The organism is Vreelandella sp. 2A-K22, from assembly GCF_054065485.1.
This window is the reverse complement of the sequence record NZ_JBSUGC010000001.1, coordinates 134,329-157,632: the sequence shown is the minus strand read 5'-3', so window position 1 is coordinate 157,632 and position 23,304 is coordinate 134,329. Positions and strand designations below refer to the sequence as shown.

Genomic DNA, 23,304 nt, shown 5'->3' with positions numbered 1-23,304 from the left:
GTGCTCCATGGATATTACTAGCGACTCTCACAGCCAGCATATCTCTCGCCAGTTCAACCAGGAGCTGGAAGAGCTGAAAACCCACCTGATGGCCATGGGCGGTCTGGTGGAAAAACAAGTGCAGGACGCTGTCTTTGCCCTACTGGAAGGAGACACCCGGTTAGCCGAGCAGGTGCGTGACAATGACCGCCAAGTCAACGACCTGCAGCTGCAAATCGACGACGAATGCACCCGCGTACTGGCGCGCCGCCAGCCTGCTGCTTCCGATTTGCGTCTGGTGCTGGCCGTCATCCGCGCCACCTCAGACTTAGAGCGCATTGGTGATGAAGCCAGTAAAATCGCCCGCAACGCCCTGCTCCTGAGCGAAAGTTCTAGCACCATTCGTGGCCTGGTGGAGGTGCGTCACATTAGCGAGCACGTACGTAAAATGCTGCGCGATGCGCTCACCGCCTTTGCCCGCTTTGATACCGACCTAGCTATGCAGGTCGTACGCGAAGACGAACTGGTGGATGACGAGTACAGCAGCGCTATGCGCTCATTAATGACCTTTATGATGGAAGACTCACGCTCTATTACGTCAGTACTCAGCATCATGTGGGTACTGCGCGCGCTAGAGCGGGTAGGCGACCACGCCGATAACCTTGCTGAGTACGTGGTCTATCTCGTCAAAGGTTTGGATATTCGCCATAGCGACACCGATGAACTGGAACCACAGGTGCCAAAAAAGTCTTGACCTGATGGGGCTTTCCTCCTGCAATACGTCCAGGCTGCCACGCAGCCTGGACGTTGGAATCACGAGGAGCTCACCTAAATGCTGGATGCTGTCACTGCGCTTAGCCGAGGTACACGCTGTGTGTATCAACCGGGTATGCGCCGCTATGTTTTTCTGCCTATTCTGGTCAACCTGATTGTCTACGTGAGCATGTTCAGCTTTGTGCTCAACCGTTTTGATGGCTGGCTCGCCCATTGGATGGGCATGGTACCCGCTTGGCTTGACTGGTTATCCTGGCTTATCTGGCCCCTGTTTGTGATTAGCCTGTTGGTGGTGGTGTTTTTTACCTTCACGCTGGTTACCAGCTTGATTGCAGCCCCTTTTTACGGCTTTTTAGCCGCCAAAGTTGAAATCCAAGCCACTGGCCGCGAACCCATTGATGACCGAAACCTGACCAAAACAGCCATCGATGCTGTGGGACGCGAGTTTGTTAAGCTCGCCTATATTCTGCCTCGTGCCGCAGGCCTATTTGTGCTTAGCTGGATTCCAGGCGTCAATATAGTTGCTCCGCTACTCTGGGCACTGTTTTCTGCCTGGGTGATGGCAATCACTTATCTAGACTACCCAATGGATAACAACAAAGTAACGTTTGCCGATATGCGCCAACGGCTCTCTAAGCGCTGGTGGCAAAGCCTCACCTTTGGGGGGTTAGTGACCTTAATTACCTGGATTCCGCTGGCCAACCTGTTTTTGATTCCCGGCGCCGTTGCGGGTGCCGTACTGCTGTGGGACGACCACTATAGAGACGTACGTGGCGATGCACGTGGCATTACACCGCAGTAGGCGCCTATTACCCAGGCTACGTCACTTTGCTACCTTTATGTTTTGTTCGTCTATCCTGGGCTCAATCAACAACAAAGGAATCACCGCATGATAAAACCGATGGCTTGGCTGGGTGGCGTACTCTTGATTGGCGCTATGTCTATTTCGATGACATCTATGGCGTTAGCCCACGACGTAAAAACAGAGACTCTTCGCATTGCGCACCCCTTCGCTACCCCAACCCCACCGGGTGCGGTAAACGGTGCCGCCTACCTTGATATCACCGCCGTTTCAAGCCCCGTCACTCTGGTTGGCGCGAGCAGTCCTGCGAGCAGCAACGTTGAGCTGCACGATATGCAAATGGACGGCGATATGATGCAGATGCGGCATGTGGACGAGATTCGTGTCGAGGCAGGGGAGACTTATGCCATGCGCCCTGGTGGCGGCTTTCACTTAATGCTGATTGGCTTAACCGAGCCGCTGAAGGAGGGTGAGCGGTTTCCCCTCACGCTCACCTTCGCTGAACAAGGTGACGTAGACATCGAGGTCTGGATACAGAGCGCCCAAGACGGTAGCGAAGCTGCTGATGGGCATCACCACTGATGTCGTTGGCTTTTAACACATAGCAAAAACCCCACCGAAGCGGGGTTTTTAGCGAGTAACGCTTACATTAGCAGTTACACTTATCCTATTATTTACCAGTCGGTGCTATCACCTTCATCCCGGTTGAGTTCTCCAGGAGTGTAACCCTCTTGGCGAGAAGTAGGCCCTTTTTCAGCCGTAGAAGGACGGCTACTGGAAGGCGAAAAGTCCAAGCTATCAGCTTCGTCACGGTTCAAGTCGCCCGCAGAGACATGAGATGGTTTGGAAGCTGCATGCGACTCAGGTTTGTTGATGACATCCTGACCAGCGGTACGGTCTTGGTTCAGTTCAATAGATGAGTGCGCCATCGCCATGGGGCTCGCGACCAAACCAAAAGCAATACCTACTATGGCGACTTTTTGGCTCATTTCTTTTAACAGCAAGATGTTCTCCTCATTATCCATGGATTCCGTTCATCGATGATTAGAACGGCTATTACGCTTTGCGTTGCATATTAGGCGTCAAAAAAGTTAGCTCACCCTTTAGGATCAAAATGATTGTGAGACCGGATGCCTGAGACATAACCCACCGGCAGGCTGATGATGGGCAGTGTATAAATAGCGCCGCAATGAAATTAGGCTCCGCTAGAAAGCCGTACCTTAAACTAAAACAAGAATAGTGTGGGAGAGGTGTTGGATGCCACAAAAAATCAGACCCCGCATCAGCAGGGTCTAAGGACACAAGACTTTGACAATGACTAGCGCTAGCTTCCTTTCCTTTTGCGGGGCTGCTCCAACCTTGGAATTTAACCCTGACCAACGCTCTGATTGTCGTTTGATTCATTCCTTGAATCGATATGCATCCGTATCGGTGTGACACGCTTTCGCGTGTTTAGCTCACATGTTAATCGTAATATATTTCTTCAGAATTGCAAATTTTTGTTACCAAACGTTTCCATCACCTACGTCTTGGGTCAAATCTTTTGCTGTGTACTCCGCTTGAGCGCTAGTGTGATGCGACTCTGCCTTGATGACTCGAGGGCGGTCGCCTTCGTCATACATCAAATCAGAGGGGCTAAATTTAGCCTGACCCGAGGTATGATGTGATTGAGCTTGAATAGGCTCATCGTCAACGGTCAAATCTTGATTTGCTTCGATGGACATATGGGCAAAGGCAAGCGGGCTTGCCAGCAAACCAAAAGAGAGACCTACGACGGCTGCTTTTTTAACAAAATCGTTAAACATACTATTTACTCCTGGTGACCGTTTGATACCGCTGAAGTGAAGTGAGAAGGGCTCTCTGGCCAGATCTCACTGCGGCTAGCTTCACTACCTCTAGATAGCATATGTAATGCCAACTCTCTTATAAAAATAAAATAATTATATAAATCAATAATTTAAAATAAATACATTGTGCACAATTATACACCGCTAAAAACAAAAGCACGCTAATTACATGTGCACTAATGACACATGCGCAAAACTGTCTGTGCCTTTATGACACACTCAGCAAAATAAAAGGCTCGATGCCAACAAAGCGCTACGGCATCAATTCATAAAAAACAAGACATGGCATTGGATAGAGAGGCGCAAAGAAAGATCGGCGGAAAAGATAGGGGAGAAAGTAGCGGGGGGATAAGCGAGATAAAAAGTAGGCAGCAAAAATTAGGCCCCGCATTGCGGGGCCCGATATCAGAATTGGCTATAGGTAATAACTAACGCTAGCTTCCACTCCTTGTGCGGGGCTCCAACCTTGGAATTAACCCTGACTAGTGTTCTGATTGCCTACTGATTCATCCGTGAATCTTAAAAGCATTCTTGCTTTTGTAACATCCTGTTAATCGCTTATTCATTCTCTGAAAAAGCTTTTAATGATATCTAAAAGGTCATTGATAATTAGCTACCGCCATTTTCTTCTACAAGCTCATCCTTGTCATACTCAGCATCGTCTGAGTGACTGCTTGATTGCGGATCCATGTCGCTGGCACCATCACCTTCGTCATGGGTTAAATCGTCAGTCATGTCTGTTGTATCACTGCCAGTTGAACTACCGGTACCTTGGGAATCCATCGGTTGCTCGTCAGCGGTAATACCTTGGTTTTCGTCAATCGCCGAATTTTCATCGGTTTGTGCAAAAGCTAATGGGCTTGCCATCAGACCAAAAGATACACCTAAAATGCCAGCTTTCTTGAGAAAATCCTTGGACGTCATATCCTACCTCCGATCGCTGTTTAGTACCGCTTAATGAAGAAAGAAAGGCTTACTGAGAAGCCAGCAATTCCTGCGGTCATCTTCCTTCAATCTGTACTCTGCAGAAGGCATGCCAAAAAACTTAAGCATATAAATAAAAACAACAAAATCAGTCTCTTAATTAAAAATAAGTTATGCCAAAAAGGCATCGACTGAGTCACGACACAACGCTTTAAGCTGTGTAAAAATGGCACATGGGTAAAGCTTTACCAACCTTGCATGCCAATATTGCACATTGCTACAAATATTATGCGATGGGATGACTTGCTAAATTAAACAAGACGCGAGGGGGGGAAGGCGCAGCGAAACAACGCACCCTTGCCGGGAAGGGACTCAATTTGTAGTTGCGCATCGTGGCGCAACAGCACGTGCTTAACGATCGCCAAGCCTAAACCTGTGCCGCCAGTCGCAGTGCTGCGCCCCTTATCAACACGGTAAAAGCGTTCTGTTAGTCGGGGAATATGAACGGGATCAATCCCTTCACCGTTATCTTCCACATCGATATAGCCGCCACCAGTAGCACTAGCTTTCCAGCGCAGGGTGATTTGGCTGCCAGCAGGCGTGTAGCGAACCGCATTAAAGGCAAGGTTAGAGACGGCGCTGCGAATCTCCTGTTCACTGCCTAACAGTCGGGCATCGCTCTCAAGGGCGACGGTGATGGTATGACGTTGATGCGATAGGGCCAGCGCATCATCACAAACGCTTTGCAGTAAAGGCTCGAGTGACAGTGGATGATGATCTTGGCCGCCCTGGTCAATTTCCAAACGCGAGAGCAGCAATAAATCGTTGACCAGATTCTGCATCCGCTGGGTCTGTTCCTGCATTTGCTGAATACTACGTCCCAAGCGCGGCGGAAGCTGGTCGGAGATATCACTGTAGGTTTCCAAATAGCCGGAGAGAACGGTCAGCGGCGTACGTAACTCATGGGAAACGTTGGCGACAAAGTCGCGCCGCATCTGCTCAAGACGATGCAAGCGGGTGATATCGCGAGCCATCACTAAGCGTTCGTCGTCACCGTAGAGGGTAATTTGATACTGCAGGATTCGCCGTTCATCAATCGGTGAGGTGAGCGTTAACGGCTCACTGTAGTTACGCGAATTAAAATAGCTGATAAAGCCCGGGTCGCGCAGCAGGTTGGTAATGTGTTGACCACGATCATGGGCGGTTTGTAGCCCCAGCATGGCGGTGGCGGCGCTGTTCCACCACTCCAAATCACCGTGGCGATCAAGCATGACCACGCTATCACGCATTGCTTCAGACGACTCTTGAATACGTGCCAAAGTAGCCCGCAGACGGCTTTGGGTGATGCGCTGACTTTTTTGATAGCGGTATAAACGATCGAATAGCTCGCCCCACATCCCGCGAGCGGCAGGCGGTTCATCGTTAGGGTGGAGGGTGAGCCACAAATAGAGTTCGCGTAACTGTCGTAAGTGGTAAAACAAGCATCCCGCAAGCCCTGCTGCAAGCCCCAGCCCAGCCGAGCCCAACAGCCAGCCCAAGCAAGTGCCCAGCGTGGCCAGCCACGCTATTCGCCACAGCTCACGACTCCATAAACGCACATTTACACCCGTGCAGAGAAACGGTAACCGGTACCCCGAACCGTTTGGATCAGGTTTTGATGCACGTCGCCCAGCGCTTTACGCAAGCGGCGGATATGCACATCGACCGTGCGCTCTTCAACGTAAACATTGCCGCCCCACACTTGGTCAAGCAGCTGGCTACGTGTGTAAGCGCGCTCTTGGTGAGTCATAAAAAACTGCAGCAAACGGTACTCGGTGGGGCCCATTTCCAGCGCTTTGCCGTGGGCACTTACCCGGTGGCTCACCGGATCAAGCAGCAGGCCGTTAATCTCAATCGGGTCTTCAACGCCACGTGGCGTCGCACGGCGCAGCACCGCTTTTAGCCGTGCCACCAATTCCCGGGGTGAAAAAGGCTTGGTGATATAGTCATCGGCACCGGCTTCAAGCCCTTGAATTTTATTATCCTCTTCGCCTTTCGCGGTGAGCATAATAATCGGGATTTCAGCGGTGGTTTCTTCACGCTTTAGGCGTCTCGCCAGCTCAATACCGCTAGTGCCGGGCATCATCCAGTCCAGCAGCAGTAAATCGGGTTGGTGGTCGACCACCATGGCATGGGCATCCTGGGCGTTATCCGCTTCGAGCACGCGATAGTCAGCCATTTCCAGCGCTACCGCGATCATCTCGCGAATCGACGCCTCATCATCGACAATCAGAACGGTCTTGGCGGTCATACCAGAGCCTCACGGTGTTCAAAGAAACTAGTTCAAAGAAAAACAGTTCAAAGATAAACAGATCAATGACATGTCAGTGACGATAACACCATGACTTGATGACAATTACATGACAATCGCCTCGATCAGCCAGCCGCAGGCCACCAACTTAGCGCGATACCGGCAAAAATCAGCAGTCCCGACCAGTGATTATTGAGAAACGCCTGGAAGCAGGCATCCCGCTCCTGGTCGCGAATTAAGCGCTGCTGATGCAGAAAAGTCGCTGCCATTGCCGCTAGCCCTAACCAGAAGAAACCACCTAAACCAACCCACCAGCCTACCCAAGCCAGCAACCCCAGGGTGGCTAGCTGGAGTAAGCCGATAATCAAACGATCCGCATTTCCAAACAGCACGGCCGTCGATTTAATGCCAATTTTTAAATCGTCGTCGCGATCGACCATGGCGTACTGGGTATCGTAGGCCACTGTCCAGCACACATTAGCGCAGAATAGCAGCCATGCTTCCAGCGGCACGTGGCCGAGCACGGCGCCAAAAGCCATCGGAATTGCCCAGGAAAAAGCCGCGCCCAGCACCACCTGAGGAAAGTGGGTATAGCGCTTCATAAACGGATAAATAATCGCCAGCAGCACCCCGCCCAGCGAGAGCAGCACCGTAAACCAGTTGGTCAGTAATACCAGAATAAACGCAGCGGCCACCAGGGCGATAAACAGCAGTTGAGCTTCGGTTTCGCTGATACGGCCCGTCGCTAGCGGACGTTGTTTTGTGCGTTTCACATGCCCATCGAAGTGGCGATCCGCATAGTCATTGACCACGCAGCCCGCAGCGCGCATCACATAAACGCCGGCCACAAAAATCAGCAGCACATTTCGCCCTGGTACACCTTCCGCAGCCACCCATAATGCCCACAGCGTCGGCCACATCAAAAGCCATGTGCCTATCGGCCGATTCAAGCGCATCAGCTGTAAAAAATCTGCCACGCGAGCCCATCCCTTCGGCCGCAACAGTGAACGATCCATGCTTACCTCACGAAGAATAAGATGCAGGCGCTAGCCTAGCGCGAAGGCAGGCCAAGATCATCCGCCATCGCCGTCAAAAAATACTCTTGCACTAATAACGACAGACTGCCGTGCTTACAGCCGTGATAAAAAACAGAGCGCCTTCCCCAGGCACAGCCTTCCTGTATGCCGTTGACGCTAGCAAACTGGGGGGAATGCGTCGTTACTTCCAATGGCCCACGCACTAAACCCGGCTGGCGAAATAGCCAACTACCTAGCGAGCGCTCGCCCAGGCACTCTAGCCGTTGGCCCTTTACCTGTGAGAGCGGGGCGACCGAGCGCGCCACCACCCATGGCGTTCCATCTAAGCACAGCGCCACTTCCCGCAGCCAGGCGTAACGCTTGGCACCAATGCCCAGCGCCTGAGCCTCATCCTGGCGCGGCCAACCAACCCCCTGGCGCAACAGTCGTACTCGAAACGGCTTCTCGCCACCTGCGACCATTAAGTGGGCGGTTAACGAGTCGGTGGAGGCAACCCACTGCCACCAGGAAGCACTCATCGCCGGGCGCGCCGCATCAATCGGGCGCCAGCGGGAAAATAGAGGAGTTTGCCGAAAAGCAGCAGCCGTCACCGAGTTCTCCAGGGCAATTAACGGGTTGGCTAGTGTAACATGAGCACTGAAAGGCTTTTGTTTCAGCGACTTTTTTAACGACTCGGTTTAGCGCTTCTTTTTTCGCAACCTTATTTAGCAACTTTTTTGGTGTCTGCATGCCCGCCACCCAAACACAGAAAACCTCTTCGCACTCTGCGCTGGTGATTATTGGCACTGGAATGGCAGGGGTTGGCCTTGCCCGGGCGTTGCGCCGATTGGGCGACCAACGCTCAATCACGCTGGTGAGCGCCGACAGCGGCGATGATTACAGCAAGCCGTTGCTCTCCACCGGCTTCGCCAAGGGCCTGGTGCCCGAACAATTAGCCCAGCGCAGCGCTACTGACCTGGGCGAAGAGCTAAATGCCCAAATGGTTATCCACACCCAGGTAACCGCACTGGATGTGGATAACCAAACAATTCTGCTCGAAGGCGGCATGGTGCTCGGCTACGACACACTGGTACTGGCCACTGGCGCTGCACCACGGGTGCCCTTCAGCATTGAACCCAGCGTAGCCCCACGCTGCTTTACCATTAACGACCTGGATGACTACCGCCGCTTTCACACGGCGCTAAGCCAGGGCCCTGCACGGGTGGCGATTGTTGGCGCGGGGCTGGTCGGCTGTGAATTTGCCAACGACCTCCACGCTGGCGGCCATCGTGTCAGCCTCATTGCCCCAGAAGGAACCCTACTTCCTCGCTTGCTGCCACCGCCCTTAGGGAACGCCCTAGGCGATGCCTTTAGCGAAGCAGGTATCCATCTTCACCTTGCACGTTCGATTGATTCGATAGCGGCCGAAAGCGGCGAAGATATCGTATTACGTCTGGATAACGGCGACGCTGTCAGCGCTGATCTCGTGTTGATGGCAACCGGCCTTGTACCTCGCACAGCACTTGCCGAATCGGCTGGTTTAAACGTATCACCTGGCGGTATAGTCGTTGACCGCCAGTTGCGTACATCGCACCCCAATATCCACGCCCTAGGCGATGCAGCCTGCGTAGACGGTGTTAATGCCATGTACGTGCAGCCACTACAAGCCAGCGTTAAGGCGCTGGCGGCAACCCTTTCAGGCGCGCCCACTCCGGTTAGCTTCGGTGCTTGGCCGGTAGTGGTTAAAACGCCGCTGCTACCAGTGGTGGCCTACCCGCCAACGAACACGCCTGAGCACTGGCGAATTGAAGGCGAAGGCGGTGATATCAGTGCCTTGGCTGAAAATAAAGACGGTCGTTTGATTGGTTTTGCGTTGACAGGCGGCTGCGTGAGAAGGAAAGTGGAGCTTTCCAGAGCAGCACCTGCACTGCTAGGCTGATTTTCGTCGCGTTCACGACTAGGCTAGAGAAGCTAACCTAATCGGCTACGCACCCAACAACATGCATTTGTTTGATGTTTGATTTCTTTTAAAAAGGGGAGATTCCTTATGCGCAAACCTGAACTCGCTGCAGCCATCGCTGAAAGTGCCGACCTATCCAAAGATAAAGCTGGCCAAGTGCTGAACGTTATTCTGGATGAGATCACCAACAGCGTTGCTAAGGGCGAAGATGTCGCTTTGATTGGTTTTGGTACCTTCACGGTACGTGAGCGCGCAGCACGTACCGGCAAAAATCCGCAAACCGGTGCCCCGCTGCAGATTCCGGCCAGCAAAAACGTTGCCTTTAAGCCAGGCAAAGGACTTAAGGACGCCGTTTCTTAATGAAGCTCAAGCTGACGCTGTGGCTACTGGGCGTACTGCTCAAACGTGCCCTGCGCCGCAAGCCGCGCTTTCGTGAACAGTTAGAACGCATGCGCGGCCTGGACTGGGGGATTGCCACGGAAGATCTAAGTATTGCCCGCCACTACCGGATGACACCGAAAAGTATCAGTACCGGCAAAGGGCTGCCTGTGGACTTAGATCTTGAGCTACGCTTCCGTGATCAGAATACCGCCTTGAAAGTGCTCAAAAAGCCAACACAGCAGGCCTTTCTCGACGGCATGATAAACGGCGACGTGCGCTTAGTGGGTGATTCCGCCGATATGAATAAGCTGCAAAAACTACTCAAGTATTTGTAGCGGTTTACGATTGGCATAGGGTAACGGCTTAGATTAAATAAATTTAGGCTGAACTAGGTAGAGGTATAAAAGCTATCGATGGACATACCTCATCAACGCCTCGTTTACTTTCGCGTTACCCTTGAGTCTGGCTCCGTGCGCCGCGCAGCGGCGCGCTTGGATATTGCTCCCTCGGCGGTAAGCCGGCAAATTGCTTTGCTGGAAGAAGCCTTGGGAGCGACGCTTATGGAGCGTCAGCGCGACGGCATTTCGCCTACTCCGGTAGGCGAAATGCTGCTTGAGTACTGCGAGCGCCGCGGCGCCCTTGATGAAGGGTTTATTGCGTCACTTGAATCGTACCAACGCATGGAAACCGGCAAGATATCGCTTACCGTCGGAGAAGGGTTTGTCAGTGACCTAGTAGCATCCCCACTGCATGAATTTACCCAACGCTATGCGGGCATTCAGCTCGATATCCATACCGCAGGCACCTCGGGCATTATTGACGCCATTGTCGGCGATCACAGTCATATCGGCTTGATGTTCCATGAGCGTACCCATCCCCAGCTGCGTTTCTGGTCATCTACTCCTCAGCCACTCATGGCTATTCTATCGCCCAACCACCCCTTAACCAGCCAAACGTCACCGCTCACGCTTACCCAGCTTAGCGACCAGCCCATGGCCATGTGGGACACCACTCATGGGGTACGTCAAATGGTCGACCAAGCATTCCAGCAATCACGCATAGCCCCGCGCATGGCGATGAATACCAACTCAATGGTGATTCTGGCGCAGTATGTGCGTAGCGGCATGGGCATTACCCTACTACCCGCCTTTGCCGTCGCCCACGATTTAGAGCTCGGTACGTTAGTGGCGCGCCCGGTCGATAATCCGCTTTTTCAGCGCTCCCAGGCCCACATGGTCACGCGGGTAGGTCGCCAACAGCCCAAGGCCAGTATTCTGCTGCTACGCCACCTGCAGCGCTGGATGCAGGCGTTTCGCGCTCCAGGCTCGGCGCTAAGCGATCAACCAACACCGCTGCCGTAACCAAACGCCACGCTGGCTTCGGGGGCGGTTTCCACCCAGACGCTTTGCGGCACCGTGTATTCGCGCAGGCCATCCAAGCCGCTGGAGCGACCGAAGCCGCTATCGCCAAAGCCACCAAACGGTGACATCACGCTGATCGCCTTGTAGCTATTGATCCACACCGTGCCAGCTCGCAACTGACCGGCTACGCGATGCGCCCGCGCTACGTCCTGGCTCCAAACGGCGCCAGCCAAGCCAAAGCGGGTCTCGTTGGCGAGCTGAATGGCCTGATTTTCATTGTCAAAGGCCATGGCCACCAGCACCGGACCGAACACTTCTTGTTGAGCAATCTCCATATCCGGCGTGACATCGACCAGCACGGTAGGGGCGATAAAGTAGCCCTGAGCCTCGGCAGGTAATCCCTCTGGCCGTTTACCGCCCGTTAACAACGTTGCGCCAGCGGCTACCGCCGCGTCGATCATGCGTGTGACCTGCTCAAATTGGCGGTGATTCTGCAAAGGCCCCATGCGGGTCGCTTCATCGTTAGGCAGGCCCACCGAAATCTGTTCCGCCGCCCGCGCCAAACGGCTGGTGACTTGCTCAAACACCGGGCGCTCGATCAACAGCCGCGAGCCCGCCACACAGCTCTGGCCGGCGGCGGCAAAAATGGCCGCCTGGGCACCCGCGACAGCTTCATCCAGCTTGGCATCGGCAAACACAATATTGGCGGATTTGCCCCCCAGCTCTAACACGCTGGGCACCAACCTCCTCGCGCCCGCTTCAGCAATCATGCGACCACTCTGGGGAGAGCCCACGAACACCAGTTTGCTGATGGCAGGGTGGTCGGTCAGCGCTGCGCCGGTCGACTTGCCCAGCCCGTTGACGATATTGATCAGCCCTTTAGGAAGTCCGCCGCTTTCAAGTAGCTTGGCAATCACCACCGATGAAAAGGGCGTCAGTTCGGAAGGCTTTAGCACCACACCATTGCCCGCCGCAATGGCAGGGGCTAACTGCCAGGCACAGGTGAACATCGGGGCATTCCAGGGGGTAATCTGCCCCACCACGCCGTAAGGTACATGGCGCACATAGTTAAGATGCGAGGTAGGCACTGGAATCACTTCGCCATGCTGCTTGTCGCACCAACCCGCGTAGTACTCGAACATCTCGCGTACTTTGCCTACTTCAGCCCGGCAGTCACGAATCGGCTTACCGGCCACCACACTTTCCAGCTGAGCCAGCGCCTCTTCATGGCCCGCCAGGCCGCGTATGGCGGCATTCATGCGCCGTCCACGCTCGCTGGCGGTTAGCGCCATCCATTCGCGTTGGCCTCGCTGTGCCGCTTGGGTAGCACGCTCAATCAGTCCAGCACCCGCATCGCGATAGCTCACCAGCGTTTCGCCGGTGGCTGGATTGGTCAGGGTGATCACGTCCCCCTCTCCTGCCACTAAACCGCCATCAACCCAGTTGCTCAGCAGCGTGGTGGCCGTTAATCCAAAACCTTCGAGTAGCGTGGCAAGGTGATCTTGGGCATGTTGGCTAAGTGCGTTCATTACTGCTCCTCCGCCTGGCTGGCACGCGCTAATATCGGCGTGGTGATATGGTTAAAGTCATCGCTATCGGTTGGTTGTTCGGGGTTCGCGTGCCAGGCATCGACCACGGCTTGTAACAGCGGCGAGGGGATATCCAGTTGCTCAGCGGCATCCCGGGCCAAACGTAAATCCTTACGCATCAAACCGGTGGTAAAGCCTGAGTCGAAACGCTCACTCAACACCCACTCTGGGAAGTTCACCTCGCTGACCGCGCTGCGCCCCGAGCCACTGTTAAGGCCCGCCAAGCAGGCCGCGGGGTCAACGCCCGCCTTGACTGCCATAGCAACGGCTTCGGCGGTGGTTAACAAGTGCGCGGCACACAGGTAGTTATTGGCAAGCTTGACCACATGGCCGCTGCCCGGGCCGCCCACATGGGTACGCTTGGCCGACATGGCTTCCAGCATCGGCAATACCCGCTCAATGGTGGCGACATCGCCTCCTAACAGCATCCCTAGCTTGCCGCTGGCAGCGCCTTTCGGGCCGCCGCTGACCGGGGCATCCAACCATAGAAGGCCCGCTGCGGTTACTTTTTCGGCCAGTTCACGCGTCACGGCGGGGTCACTGGTGGAGGTATCGACAATCACGCTACCTTTCGGCGCAAGGTCAAGCAGGCCTGGCGATTGCTCGATCACCTCACGCACATGGGCAGAGGTGGGCAACGACAGCAGGTAAACGTCGCTAGCGGGTAATTCTTCGGGAGCCACAACGGTTAGTCCTTGAGCAGCAAGACGCGATCGCGCTTGCTCAAATACATCGCTACCCGTTACTTCAAACCCTGCTGCTTTGAGGGTGAGCGCCATATTGCCGCCCATCTGCCCCAAACCAATGACGGTAATCGATAAAGGGGTGGTGACTAAAGACATAGTAAAGCTCCTTTAAACGTCATGAAGACGCTATGTTCCGGGTAGACGCTCCCCTACCCAGAGGGCATCAGAGAGCGAATAACGTGTATTAAGTCAGGAATTTAGACGAGTAACGCCCTTACCAGCTCCACCCAGTAGCGCGTGCCCAGCGGCAGCAAAGCGTCGTTAAAGTCATAGCGGGGGTTATGCAGCGAAGCAGACTCCTCGCCATTGCCCATCCAGATATAGGCACCTGGGCGCTCGGCCAGCAGGAACGAGAAATCCTCAGAGGCCATACTGGGCGGCGGGTTGCGCACCACATTGTCGCTGCCGAGTAAGCTTTCCAGCACCGAGGCGCAGTGCTGGGCATGTTCAGGGGTATTGATAGTGGCGGGATAGCAGCGCTGGTAATCCAGCTCAACGGTTAAGCCGTGAAACTCTGCCAAGCTGGCAATCGCCTGCTTAAAGCGTGCCTCCAAGTGCTCTTTAAGCGCCATATCAAAACAGCGCAGCGTGCCGCGAAGCGCCACCTGTTCGGGAATCACATTGAAGGTATCCCCCGCGTTAATACTGGTAATACTCAGCACGGCAGATTTGTCTGGCGGCGTTTCGCGGCTCACCAGCCCTTGCAGTTGGCTGATCAGTTGGCAGCTCGCCAACACCGTATCAGTACCTAAATGGGGCATCGCCGCATGGCAGCCCTTGCCAGTCAGCGTCAGGCTAAAGATATCGAAGGCGGCCATGACGTCGGTATCGTGCACCGCGGCGACGCCTACGGGCAGACCCGGCCAGTTATGCAAGCCGTACACGGCATCCATGGGAAAGCGCTCAAACAGGCCCTCTTCAACCATCACCCGCCCGCCGCCTGCGTTCTCTTCGGCGGGTTGAAAGATGAACACCACCCGGCCTTTGAAATCCGGCTGCTGCTTTAACGCCCAGGCAGCGCCCAACAGCATGGTGGTGTGTCCATCGTGGCCACAAGCGTGCATTTTGCCCGGCGTTTGCGACGCGTAGGCAAGCGCAGTCTCTTCACGAATATCCAAGGCGTCGATATCGGCCCGCAGGCCGATGGTTTTACCTTCACCTTGTTGACCATCCAACGCGGCTACCACACCCGTTCCGGCAATCCCGGTGGTTACCTCAAAGCCCCACTCAGTCAGCAGCTCGGCAATGCGTGCGCTGGTGCGGTGCTCTTCAAAAGCCGTTTCCGGGTGCTGGTGAAAATCATGGCGCCACGCTTTTAGTTCTGCGTGATCCGGTAAGTCTACTGAAGCAGTCATCGTCTTATCCTTAAAGCATCACATGGGCGACAACAGCAGAGCCAATAAAGGTACCGGTAAAGACCAGCAGGGCCACAATCACCAGCTTCCAGCCAGTCTGCTTGAACATGGCAAACTCACGACCGGTAAGCGCCAGCCCTGCGTAGGCCAATACCGGCGTGACCACTGCCAGGAAATCCACCTCGGCCAACCGTGCGATGATCCACCCATTACCCGGGAAGAACGGCAGCGTCGCGATAATACTCACCAGCGACACCCAGGCCACGCTGGGCAGGTAAAAAGGGCAAAACCGCCCAACCACCAAGCCGATAATGACCATGGCATACAGAATCAACATGCCGGGCAGCGCATCTAATAAAGGTGAACCGTTGACGATATTGCTAAACCACGCCGCCACACACACTGCCGCCAGTACCAACGCGGTTTTGCCTAGCTGATTTTCGGGACGTAGCTCTTTTAACGCCTCAGCATCGAACTGATCGATTGGGCTCTCATGAGTTTTCATGGCTAACCTCCTGGCGCGAGCCTTTTAAGCGCTTGTACATCCACTCAGTGATCGGTAGCGCGATAAATAGCGATATATACAGACCGGTGGCGTAGGTAAGCAGGTTGCTTGCCCCGGCAAAGGCGAGTAGTTCGTCTTTGGATGCGGGTACCGCTTCGGCTAAAGCTGCTGAACACGCTGCCACCATACTGCCACTGCCCACCCCGCAGGCCATGGCCAAAGCACGAATATCGAGAATATCCAGCGAGGCGATATAGCCCGCCATTAAGGCGAAGTAGAGCGTACCGAACATGGTGCCCACTACGTAAACGCCCATAATGCCGATACCTTCAGGACTTCTCAGCCCGTAACGATCTGAAATAATGGCAATATTGGGCTCACGGGCGATAGAGTAAGTGGCACCGATCGCTTCACGTCCCATTTTGAGGACTAATACTGCAAAGGGGAGCGCTATGAGCATGGTGCCCAGATTACCCAATTCCTGGAGAATCAGCGCAGGGCCGGCGGCGATGATCTGCTCGATCGCTGGGCCAATGGTGGAACCGAATTTGGCGATAAACGGCAGGATGGCGATTAGAATAATCGGGCCAGCCGCATTGCTGACCGGCTTGGGAATGACCTTACCCATTGCCGAAAAAAGATGAGGGTTGAACAGAACGCCAATCACAAAGGCATAGAGCAGCGGTAATAACAACAGTGTTCCAGGCCCGAGGGGGATGCGTACGATGCCGACCCACTCGGCAAACATCGACGTCACAATCACCGTAAGGTGAAGACGCCAGTCCAGCAGCAGTTTGATATCCATAGGAGTGTCCCTGTTTTTTTTAGAGTCACTCCGAGTATCGAAAGGTTACTGTTTCAATCATAGGGCTTTAGTGCGCTATTTTTTAGAACACCCAAACGTTGAGTGCTGAGTAGCGACATCCAACGCCTACGCATTTATACTAAAGTCTAACAACCATCTATAAGAGCTTTTATGCCCATATCTTTGCCGCTACGGCGCCTTTGGACTCTCGATAAATTCGCCTACAGTCTGCGCGTTTTTATAGCGTTCAGCGGTGCGTTGCTATTTAGCGGCTTAATGGGCGATGTAGCGCTGGTCATTCCGCTTTTTCTCGGCATTATCGCCTGCGCGCTGTCTGAAACTGACGACAGCTGGCAAGGCCGTCTTCAGGCGCTGCTGGTAACGCTGGTGTGTTTTACGTCAGCTTCCTTTATCGTGCAGTGGCTATTTCCCTGGCCGTGGCTATTTGTAGTGGGCCTGGGGCTTTCGACCTTTTGCCTGATTATGCTCGGAGCAATCGGACAGCGTTATGCCACCATCGCTTCCGGCACGCTAATACTCTCGATCTACTCGATGATCAACATCGAGCAGCACGGCGGGGTGGATGAAGACGTGGCGGCGCGCCAACTGCTGCTGTTGGCTGGAGCGGTGTGGTATGGGCTAATTTCGGTGGTGTGGTGCGCACTGTTTTCGCGCCAACCGGTCAAGCAGAGCATGGCACGGGTGTACAAAGCGCTGGGTGAGTTTCTGATACTGAAATCGGCGCTGTTTGAACCGGTGCGCGGTGTCGATGTGGAAGCCCGCCGGGTGGCCTTGGCGCGCCAGAACGGCAAAGTCGTCGCTGCGCTCAATCAAGCCAAAGAGATGATTTTTAGGCGGCTGGAAGGCCAGCGCGGCGACCAAAAACTCAACCGCTACCTGCGTATCTACTTTATTGCCCAGGATATTCACGAACGCGCCAGCTCCACCCATTACCCCTACAGCGCGCTCAGCAAAGCCTTTTTCCACCACGATGTGCTGTTTCGCTGCCAGCGGCTGCTGGATCAACAGGGGCGCTCCTGTCGTCAGCTAGCCAAATCGCTGCTACTCAATAGGCCGTTTGATCATCAGCAAAGTGAAGAAGCGCTGGCTGACCTGCACGCCTCGATTGAGAACCTGCGCGGCCGTGGCAAGCCCGAGTGGCTCCCACTGCTTTACCCATTGAGCGCGCTGGCAGAGAACCTGGCCACCCTGGAAAACCAGCTCGCCAGCGCCCACAACCCCGGCGTCAGCGATGAGCGGCGCGACAGTTCGCTGTATGACCGCTCGCCGTCGAGTCTGCAGGAAGCGTGGAAGCGGGTGCGCCTAAACTTTACTCTCGGCTCCCCCACTTTTCGCCATGCAGTGCGGCTCTCCATTGCCCTCACGACCGGCTATGGGCTGATGCAGTGGATCGACCCCGAGCAGGGCTTTTGGATTCTGCTGACCACGTTGTTTGTTTGCCGACCCAACTTTGCCACCACACGGCGGTTTTTGTCCCAACGGATAATGGGCACGATATTGGGCCTGACAGTAGGGTGGGCGTCGATCAGCCTCTTTCCGCACCCGCTGGTGCAGAGCATGATAGCCGTGGCCGCCGGGGTCTCGTTCTTCGCTAACCGCGAAAAACACTATGTAATCGCTACTGCCTCTATCACCCTGCTCGTGCTGTGCAGCTTCAACCAGGTAGGCGACGGCTATAACCTGATCCTACCGCGGCTGCTCGATACCCTGCTTGGCTCACTCATCGCCGGCTTAGCGGTGTTTTTTATTCTGCCCGACTGGCAGGGTCGCAGGCTTTATCGCGAAGCCGCCAACGCGCTCAATAACCACCGCCGCTACCTGGAGGAGATTATCCACCAGTACGAGGAGGGCAAGCAGGATGACTTGGCCTATCGCCTGGCGCGGCGCAATGCCCATAACGCCGATGCAGCGCTCTCCACCCTGCTCACCAATATGCTCCATGAGCCGGGGCATTACCGGAAACTGGACGCGGACAACGGGCTGCGCTTTCTGGTGCTCTCCAATACCCTACTCAGCCACCTCTCTGCACTGGGCGCCCATCGCCACCAGTTGGCAGACGATGAAGACGATGCCACGCTAGTGCCGGTAGCAAAACGTATTGGTGAGCTGCTGGGACAAATCGCCGAGCGATTAAACCAGCGCCAGTCGATTGAGCCACTAGCGGATCAAGCTGCCGAGTTATTAGCCCAGCTAGAAGAGAAAAGTGCGCTATCAGCAGATGAAAAAGCCGTCACGCTCTACCGCCCTATCCAAAGCCAGCTACGCCTTATTACCGAGCAGCTCGCCCCGCTGGGTGAAGCTGCGAATCGTCTGGTGGGAAGTGAAGAGCATACGCCAAGCACCGCTAGCGTCTAACCAAGCTAACTACACCTGCCCATAGCGCCCTGCCGCCTCGCCAAGCCAGCGGCGCACCAGGACAGCGGTAACATCTGGGCTGCCCTGCAGCGTTTGGGCCATGGCCGTTACCCGCTCTAGCAGGTCGGCATCGCGTTCCAGGTCGGCAATTTTCATCTGCGCAAGGCCGGTTTGGCGGGTGCCGAGCACTTCGCCGGGGCCGCGGATTTCCAAGTCTTTCTCGGCGATGCGGAAGCCATCGGTGGTTTCGCGCATGACCGCCAAGCGCTGGCGGGAGCTTTTCGACAGCGGCGGGTGGTAGAGCAGCACACAGAAGCTTTCCGTGCTGCCACGCCCTACCCGGCCGCGCAGCTGGTGCAGTTGGGAAAGCCCCAGACGCTCGGGGTTTTCGATAATCATCAGGCTGGCGTTGGGTACATCCACTCCCACCTCGATCACCGTGGTAGCCACCAGCAAATCCAGCTCCCCCGCTTTGAAGGCGGTCATCACCTCGGCTTTCTCGCTCGACTTCATGCGCCCGTGAACCAAGCCCACCGCCAACTCGGGCAGCGCTATGGTTAGCTCATCGCGGGTAACCTCGGCCGCCTGGCACTGCAACGCCTCGGATTCATCAATCAACGTGCACACCCAATACGCCTGACGACCTTCGCTGCAGGCCAGCCGAATACGCTCAACCACTTCAGGGCGGCGTTCGTCGGGCACCACCACGGTTTTTACCGGTGTACGGCCGGGGGGTAGCTCGTCGATCACCGAAACATCCAGATCCGCGTAGGCGCTCATGGCCAAAGTGCGCGGAATCGGCGTGGCAGTCATGATCAACTGGTGTGGGGTTAGCCCGCCCGCCTCACCCTTCTCGCGTAACGCCAGGCGCTGATGCACGCCAAAGCGGTGCTGCTCGTCAATGATCGCCAATCCCAGGCACTGGAAGTGCACGTCGTCCTGAAACAGTGCGTGAGTGCCCACCACCATACGCGCACGCCCATCGGCAATCGCCGCTTTAGCATCCAGCCGCGCCTTGCCTTTGAGCTTGCCCGCCAGCCATGCCACTTCGATCCCCAGCGGCTCAAACCAGGCTTTAAACGAGCGGTAGTGCTGCTCAGCGAGGATTTCAGTCGGCGCCATGATCGCCGCCTGGCAGTTGCCCGCCAGGGCGCTCAGCGCGGCCATGGCGGCGACCACGGTTTTTCCCGAGCCGACATCGCCCTGGATCAGCCGCAGCATCGGTGCCGGGCGACTTAAATCGTGGCTGATCTCCTCCAGAACGCGACGCTGGGCACCGGTTAAGGCAAACGGTAATTGGGCCAAAAAGCGCGCCTGCAGACTGCGCCCAGAGGGTAGCGTCGGTGCGCCATCCGCCTGAATACGCAGGCGAACTTCGCGCAAGCTTAGTTGGTGGGCGAGCAGCTCTTCCAGCGCCAGCCGCCGAGTGGCCGGGTGCTGGCCACTGGTCAACTGCTCTATATTCACATCGGGAGGCGGCTGGTGCAGCAAGTGCAGGCTGGCGTGTAGGCCTGGCAACTGAAAGCGTTGAAGCAGGGCATCGGGTATTACATCGGGCAAGGCCTCGGGGGCGCTGTCCAGTAAACCGAGCGCCTGCTGAGCCAGAGCACGCAGCCGCGGCTGGTTCAACCCTTCGGTGGTGGGATAAATAGGCGTGAAATACTCCTCCACCGGGGTCTCACTACCGCCACTGAGCCGGTATTCCGGGTGGTAGATCTCTAAACCGGTCGCCCCAGCCCGCGCTTCGCCAAAGGCGCGCACGGTCGCACCTGGGCGCATCTGTTGCTGCTGGGCCGGTGAGAAGTGAAAAAACCGCAGGCTCAAAATACCGCTAGCATCACGCAGGCGCACCAGCAGGCTGCGGCGGCGCCCTTTGACTACGTCGCAAGCGGTCACTTCGCCCTCTATCACCGCCTCCTGACCTGCACGCAGCAGGCCAATAGGCGTAAGCCGCGTGCGATCCTGATAGCGCAGCGGCAGGTGGAACAACAGGTCGCTTACCTGCTCGATACCCAATCGACCCAGTTTCAGCGCCAGCGCTTCGCCTACGCCCTTCAGAGCGGTGATGGGCGCGGAAAGATCACTCATAGGGCGCTTTTAACGGCTTTAGTAGGTTGGCGGCAGTGGCTGATCGCCTGAATCAGCGCCTCAATAGCCTTAGGACGGGGAAAGCTCGCCCGCCAGGCGATCGCCACGGTGCGCGACGGCGCTGGCTCCACAAATGGCCGACTGGCCAGCATGGCATTTTCATACTGGTCGGTGCCCAGCGCAGACTGCGGCAGCACCGTAATACCTAATCGAGAGGCCACCATATGGCGAATGGTTTCCAGCGACCCGCCTTCGGCGATCAGCGTATTGTTGGGGCTGTTGAGTTTTTGGGTAATCGCCGGGCAGGCTTCCAGAATTTGATCGCGAAAACAGTGTCCTTCGCCGAGCAGCAGCAGGCGCTCTTCGAGTAAGTCCTCTTTATTGATCGCTTCCCGCTCGACCCATGGGTGGTTAGCGGGAATGAGAACTTCAAAGGCTTCGTCGTAGATTGGCTTGGTGACCACATCGGTTTCAGTAAACGGCAATGCCACAATAATCACATCCAGCTCACCGCTTCTTAGCTTGGCGCGCAGCGTACCGGTCATGCCCTCTTCAATATAAAGAGGCATTTGCGGGGCCGCGTTCGCCAGGGCAGGCACTAGATGAGGAAACAGGTAGGGCCCAATGGTGTAAATCGCCCCAATGCGCAGCGGGTTGGCCAACTGATCTTTACCCGCACTGGCGAGCTCAAAAATCAGGCTACTCTGCTCCAGCACACGCTGGGCCTGGGCGACGATTTTTTCACCCAGCGGGGTAACTTGGACGGTGGACTTGGAACGCTCAAAGAGCGGCGTTTCGAGCTCTTCTTCCAGCTTTTTCACCGCCACCGAGAGCGTGGGCTGTGAAACGTGGCAGCGTTCCGCCGCACGGCCAAAGTGACGCTCCTGGGCAAGGGTTACGATGTAGCGAAGTTCTGTTAAAGTCATAGCGGTGCCAGTGGCATCCTCTCGTAGCAGCTCGTGACTAGGGCTTGTATGAAAAAAGTGATGTATGCAAGGCCTTGCATCATGACAGTCAGCGAGACGGAAAAGGACAAGCAAGCTCTGCCGTCGGTCTTCTCAACCGACAATATCTCGGTTCAATGTCATCGTTGGTAGAGACTTTGCATCTAATAGGGAATATTAATCAAGAGGAGTGAGCACGGTGAAGCTAACCGTACTGATTATCGGCTGTGGCGATTTAGGGATCAACCTTGGGCGCGAGCTGCTTGAGGAAGGGCACCAAGTGATTGGCCTACGCCGCAACGTGGAAGCCTTAAAAGACACCGGCATTACACCGCTGGCGTTAGACCTGGATAGCCTTGAAGAGGCCGATGCCAAAAGCCTGCCTCAAGCTGACTATGTGGTTTATACCGTCAGCGCTGACCGTTTCGAAGAGAGCGCGTATCAAAGTGCCTATCCGGAAGGTTTAAAGCGCGTGCTGAGCGTGATGGAGCAGCACAAAACGCCTCCACGTAGGGTGTTTTTCGTCTCTTCAACTAGCGTGCATGGCCAGCAGGAGGGCGAGGTCGTTAACGAAGAGAGCCCCACCGACCCCACTAGCTTCTCTGGCACCCTAATGTGCGAGGCTGAGCAGGCGCTGATCAATCACCCCCTGCCGGGCACGGTGATTCGCTTTTCCGGCATTTACGGCCCTGGCCGCGATCGACTGATTCATCAGGTTGCTGAAGGCCGCGTGGCTGCGATCACTCCTGTGGTCTACTCCAATCGCATCCACCGCGACGACTGCACAGGTATTATTGCCCACCTGATTCGCTATCAGGAGCGCGGTGAGACGCTGGATGATATCTACCTGGGCAGCGACTGCGAACCGGTCACCATGCATAACGTAATGATGTGGCTGGCCGAGCAGTTAAAAGTAGAGGCCACAGAGACCATGCAGTCCCCTTTACGTCGGCGAACGAGCAAACGCTGCGATAACCAGCGCATATTGAGCACTGGTTATCAGTTCCGCTTTCCTAGCTACCGCGAAGGCTATGCACAGGTACTCAAAGAGGGCGGCTTTCTAGAGCTAAACAAAGCCTAGTCACCGATAACCATCACCGCTTCCGCTTCCACCTGGCTGCCTTTGGGTAGTGCTTTGACGCCAACGGCGGCGCGGGCGGGGAAAGGAGCGGTGAAGAACTCCTCCATGACTTGGTTAACAATCGCAAAGTTATCCAAGTCCACCAGGTACAGATTCAGCTTCACGATATCGCTTAGCGAGCCCGCCGCTTCTTCGCATACTGCCTGTAGATTGGTGAAGACTTGGCGTGCCTGAGCTTCGAAATCCTCAGACACAATCGCCATGGTCGCGGGATCCAGCGGGATCTGGCCAGAGAGATAAACCGTGTTGCCCGCTTTAATGGCCTGGGAGTAAGGACCAATAGCCGCGGGGGCTTTGCTGGTGTTGATAACGGCCTTATTGCTCATACGTTGTTTCGCTCCTGTAATGGGTAACACTTAATTATTTGATACTGAAAAATAGCGATCGCTGCCGATTTATATCAGCATGTTGTTATGTATAG

At 55.4% G+C, this 23,304-nt stretch carries 24 protein-coding genes; 9 read left to right on the top strand and 15 right to left on the bottom strand.

The features are described from left to right. The first annotated feature begins 7 nt into the window (after positions 1 to 7). The 3 genes from phoU (at position 8) to ACW17M_RS00730 (ending at position 2,137) form a co-directional block, all read left to right on the top strand. Positions 8 to 733 carry a phosphate signaling complex protein PhoU gene (gene phoU, locus ACW17M_RS00740; RefSeq protein WP_009286294.1) on the top strand — a complete coding sequence of 242 codons (726 nt, stop codon included), beginning with the start codon at positions 8 to 10 and terminating at the stop codon, positions 731 to 733. Between the two features lie 78 nt (positions 734 to 811). After that, the gene (cysZ, locus tag ACW17M_RS00735) at positions 812 to 1,555 is read left to right on the top strand and encodes a sulfate transporter CysZ (RefSeq protein ID WP_190374244.1); all 744 of its coding nucleotides are present in this window, start codon (positions 812 to 814) and stop codon (positions 1,553 to 1,555) included. Positions 1,556 to 1,642: 87 nt separating this feature from the next. Then, positions 1,643 to 2,137 (top strand): copper chaperone PCu(A)C, encoded by a 495-nt coding sequence (locus ACW17M_RS00730; RefSeq protein ID WP_223828053.1) that lies wholly within the window; start codon positions 1,643 to 1,645, stop codon positions 2,135 to 2,137. A gap of 92 nt (positions 2,138 to 2,229) precedes the next feature. On the opposite strand, the gene ACW17M_RS00725 is transcribed toward ACW17M_RS00730, so the two are convergent. The 7 genes from ACW17M_RS00725 to ACW17M_RS00695 all read right to left on the bottom strand — a co-directional run bounded on the left by ACW17M_RS00725 (position 2,230) and on the right by ACW17M_RS00695 (position 8,243). Continuing rightward, positions 2,230 to 2,559 carry a hypothetical protein gene (locus tag ACW17M_RS00725; protein ID WP_161463614.1) on the bottom strand — a complete coding sequence of 110 codons (330 nt, stop codon included), beginning with the start codon at positions 2,557 to 2,559 and terminating at the stop codon, positions 2,230 to 2,232. A 498-nt stretch (positions 2,560 to 3,057) separates the two neighbouring features. Then, the gene (locus ACW17M_RS00720) at positions 3,058 to 3,360 is read right to left on the bottom strand and encodes a hypothetical protein (protein ID WP_022521111.1); all 303 of its coding nucleotides are present in this window, start codon (positions 3,358 to 3,360) and stop codon (positions 3,058 to 3,060) included. Between the two features lie 651 nt (positions 3,361 to 4,011). Continuing rightward, positions 4,012 to 4,326, bottom strand: a complete 315-nt coding sequence (locus tag ACW17M_RS00715; RefSeq protein ID WP_022521110.1) for a hypothetical protein — start codon at positions 4,324 to 4,326, stop codon at positions 4,012 to 4,014. Between the two features lie 311 nt (positions 4,327 to 4,637). Further along, complete coding sequence (gene phoR, locus ACW17M_RS00710) at positions 4,638 to 5,924, bottom strand: phosphate regulon sensor histidine kinase PhoR (protein WP_009286296.1); 1,287 nt, start codon at positions 5,922 to 5,924, stop codon at positions 4,638 to 4,640. A 2-nt stretch (positions 5,925 to 5,926) separates the two neighbouring features. Then, positions 5,927 to 6,616, bottom strand: coding sequence for a phosphate regulon transcriptional regulator PhoB (phoB, locus tag ACW17M_RS00705; RefSeq protein ID WP_009286297.1), 690 nt, complete (start codon positions 6,614 to 6,616; stop codon positions 5,927 to 5,929). Positions 6,617 to 6,741: 125 nt separating this feature from the next. Then, positions 6,742 to 7,632, bottom strand: coding sequence for a 4-hydroxybenzoate octaprenyltransferase (gene ubiA / locus ACW17M_RS00700; protein ID WP_009286298.1), 891 nt, complete (start codon positions 7,630 to 7,632; stop codon positions 6,742 to 6,744). 35 nt (positions 7,633 to 7,667) lie between these two features. After that, positions 7,668 to 8,243: a chorismate--pyruvate lyase family protein gene (locus ACW17M_RS00695; protein ID WP_167522527.1), complete on the bottom strand. Its 576-nt coding sequence runs from the start codon at positions 8,241 to 8,243 to the stop codon at positions 7,668 to 7,670. Positions 8,244 to 8,380: 137 nt separating this feature from the next. Between ACW17M_RS00695 and ACW17M_RS00690 the strand changes: the two genes are divergently transcribed. From ACW17M_RS00690 to ACW17M_RS00675, 4 genes are all read left to right on the top strand, one after another. Then, positions 8,381 to 9,571: an NAD(P)/FAD-dependent oxidoreductase gene (locus ACW17M_RS00690; RefSeq protein WP_190374243.1), complete on the top strand. Its 1,191-nt coding sequence runs from the start codon at positions 8,381 to 8,383 to the stop codon at positions 9,569 to 9,571. 108 nt (positions 9,572 to 9,679) lie between these two features. Then, positions 9,680 to 9,952, top strand: coding sequence for an HU family DNA-binding protein (locus ACW17M_RS00685; protein WP_007112276.1), 273 nt, complete (start codon positions 9,680 to 9,682; stop codon positions 9,950 to 9,952). Next, the gene (locus ACW17M_RS00680; RefSeq protein WP_022521104.1) at positions 9,952 to 10,308 is read left to right on the top strand and encodes a hypothetical protein; all 357 of its coding nucleotides are present in this window, start codon (positions 9,952 to 9,954) and stop codon (positions 10,306 to 10,308) included. Before ACW17M_RS00685 ends, ACW17M_RS00680 begins: the two co-directional genes overlap by 1 nt. Positions 10,309 to 10,386: 78 nt before the next feature. Next, entirely contained in the window at positions 10,387 to 11,334 is a 948-nt protein-coding gene (locus ACW17M_RS00675) for a LysR family transcriptional regulator (RefSeq protein ID WP_457546732.1), read from the top strand. On the opposite strand, the gene ACW17M_RS00670 is transcribed toward ACW17M_RS00675, so the two are convergent. From ACW17M_RS00670 to ACW17M_RS00650, 5 genes are all read right to left on the bottom strand, one after another. Beyond that, on the bottom strand, positions 11,313 to 12,863 hold the full coding sequence (locus ACW17M_RS00670; RefSeq protein ID WP_342584567.1) for an aldehyde dehydrogenase family protein: 1,551 nt from the start codon (positions 12,861 to 12,863) through the stop codon (positions 11,313 to 11,315). The genes ACW17M_RS00675 and ACW17M_RS00670 overlap by 22 nt on opposite strands. After that, on the bottom strand, positions 12,863 to 13,765 hold the full coding sequence (locus ACW17M_RS00665) for an NAD(P)-dependent oxidoreductase (RefSeq protein ID WP_009286303.1): 903 nt from the start codon (positions 13,763 to 13,765) through the stop codon (positions 12,863 to 12,865). The genes ACW17M_RS00670 and ACW17M_RS00665 overlap by 1 nt, the downstream gene beginning before the upstream one ends. A gap of 101 nt (positions 13,766 to 13,866) precedes the next feature. Further along, positions 13,867 to 15,024 carry a M20 aminoacylase family protein gene (locus ACW17M_RS00660; RefSeq protein ID WP_041157427.1) on the bottom strand — a complete coding sequence of 386 codons (1,158 nt, stop codon included), beginning with the start codon at positions 15,022 to 15,024 and terminating at the stop codon, positions 13,867 to 13,869. A gap of 10 nt (positions 15,025 to 15,034) precedes the next feature. After that, complete coding sequence (locus ACW17M_RS00655) at positions 15,035 to 15,529, bottom strand: ABC transporter ATP-binding protein (protein WP_041157428.1); 495 nt, start codon at positions 15,527 to 15,529, stop codon at positions 15,035 to 15,037. Next, positions 15,516 to 16,334, bottom strand: coding sequence for a DUF3100 domain-containing protein (locus tag ACW17M_RS00650; protein ID WP_027958724.1), 819 nt, complete (start codon positions 16,332 to 16,334; stop codon positions 15,516 to 15,518). The genes ACW17M_RS00655 and ACW17M_RS00650 overlap by 14 nt, the downstream gene beginning before the upstream one ends. A gap of 171 nt (positions 16,335 to 16,505) precedes the next feature. On the opposite strand from ACW17M_RS00650, the gene yccS reads away from it, so the two are divergent. After that, a complete protein-coding gene (gene yccS, locus ACW17M_RS00645; protein ID WP_342584568.1) occupies positions 16,506 to 18,710 on the top strand; it encodes a YccS family putative transporter in 2,205 nt (734 codons plus the stop codon). A gap of 9 nt (positions 18,711 to 18,719) precedes the next feature. Here the strand turns inward: yccS and recG are convergent, their stop codons facing one another. After that, positions 18,720 to 20,798 (bottom strand): ATP-dependent DNA helicase RecG, encoded by a 2,079-nt coding sequence (gene recG, locus ACW17M_RS00640; RefSeq protein WP_027958725.1) that lies wholly within the window; start codon positions 20,796 to 20,798, stop codon positions 18,720 to 18,722. Next, positions 20,795 to 21,724: a hydrogen peroxide-inducible genes activator gene (locus ACW17M_RS00635; protein ID WP_022521096.1), complete on the bottom strand. Its 930-nt coding sequence runs from the start codon at positions 21,722 to 21,724 to the stop codon at positions 20,795 to 20,797. The genes recG and ACW17M_RS00635 overlap by 4 nt, the downstream gene beginning before the upstream one ends. A gap of 217 nt (positions 21,725 to 21,941) precedes the next feature. On the opposite strand from ACW17M_RS00635, the gene ACW17M_RS00630 reads away from it, so the two are divergent. Continuing rightward, the gene (locus ACW17M_RS00630) at positions 21,942 to 22,823 is read left to right on the top strand and encodes an SDR family oxidoreductase (RefSeq protein WP_022521095.1); all 882 of its coding nucleotides are present in this window, start codon (positions 21,942 to 21,944) and stop codon (positions 22,821 to 22,823) included. On the opposite strand, the gene ACW17M_RS00625 is transcribed toward ACW17M_RS00630, so the two are convergent. Continuing rightward, positions 22,820 to 23,209, bottom strand: coding sequence for a RidA family protein (locus tag ACW17M_RS00625; protein WP_022521094.1), 390 nt, complete (start codon positions 23,207 to 23,209; stop codon positions 22,820 to 22,822). The genes ACW17M_RS00630 and ACW17M_RS00625 overlap by 4 nt on opposite strands. Between the last annotated feature and the right edge of the window lie 95 nt (positions 23,210 to 23,304).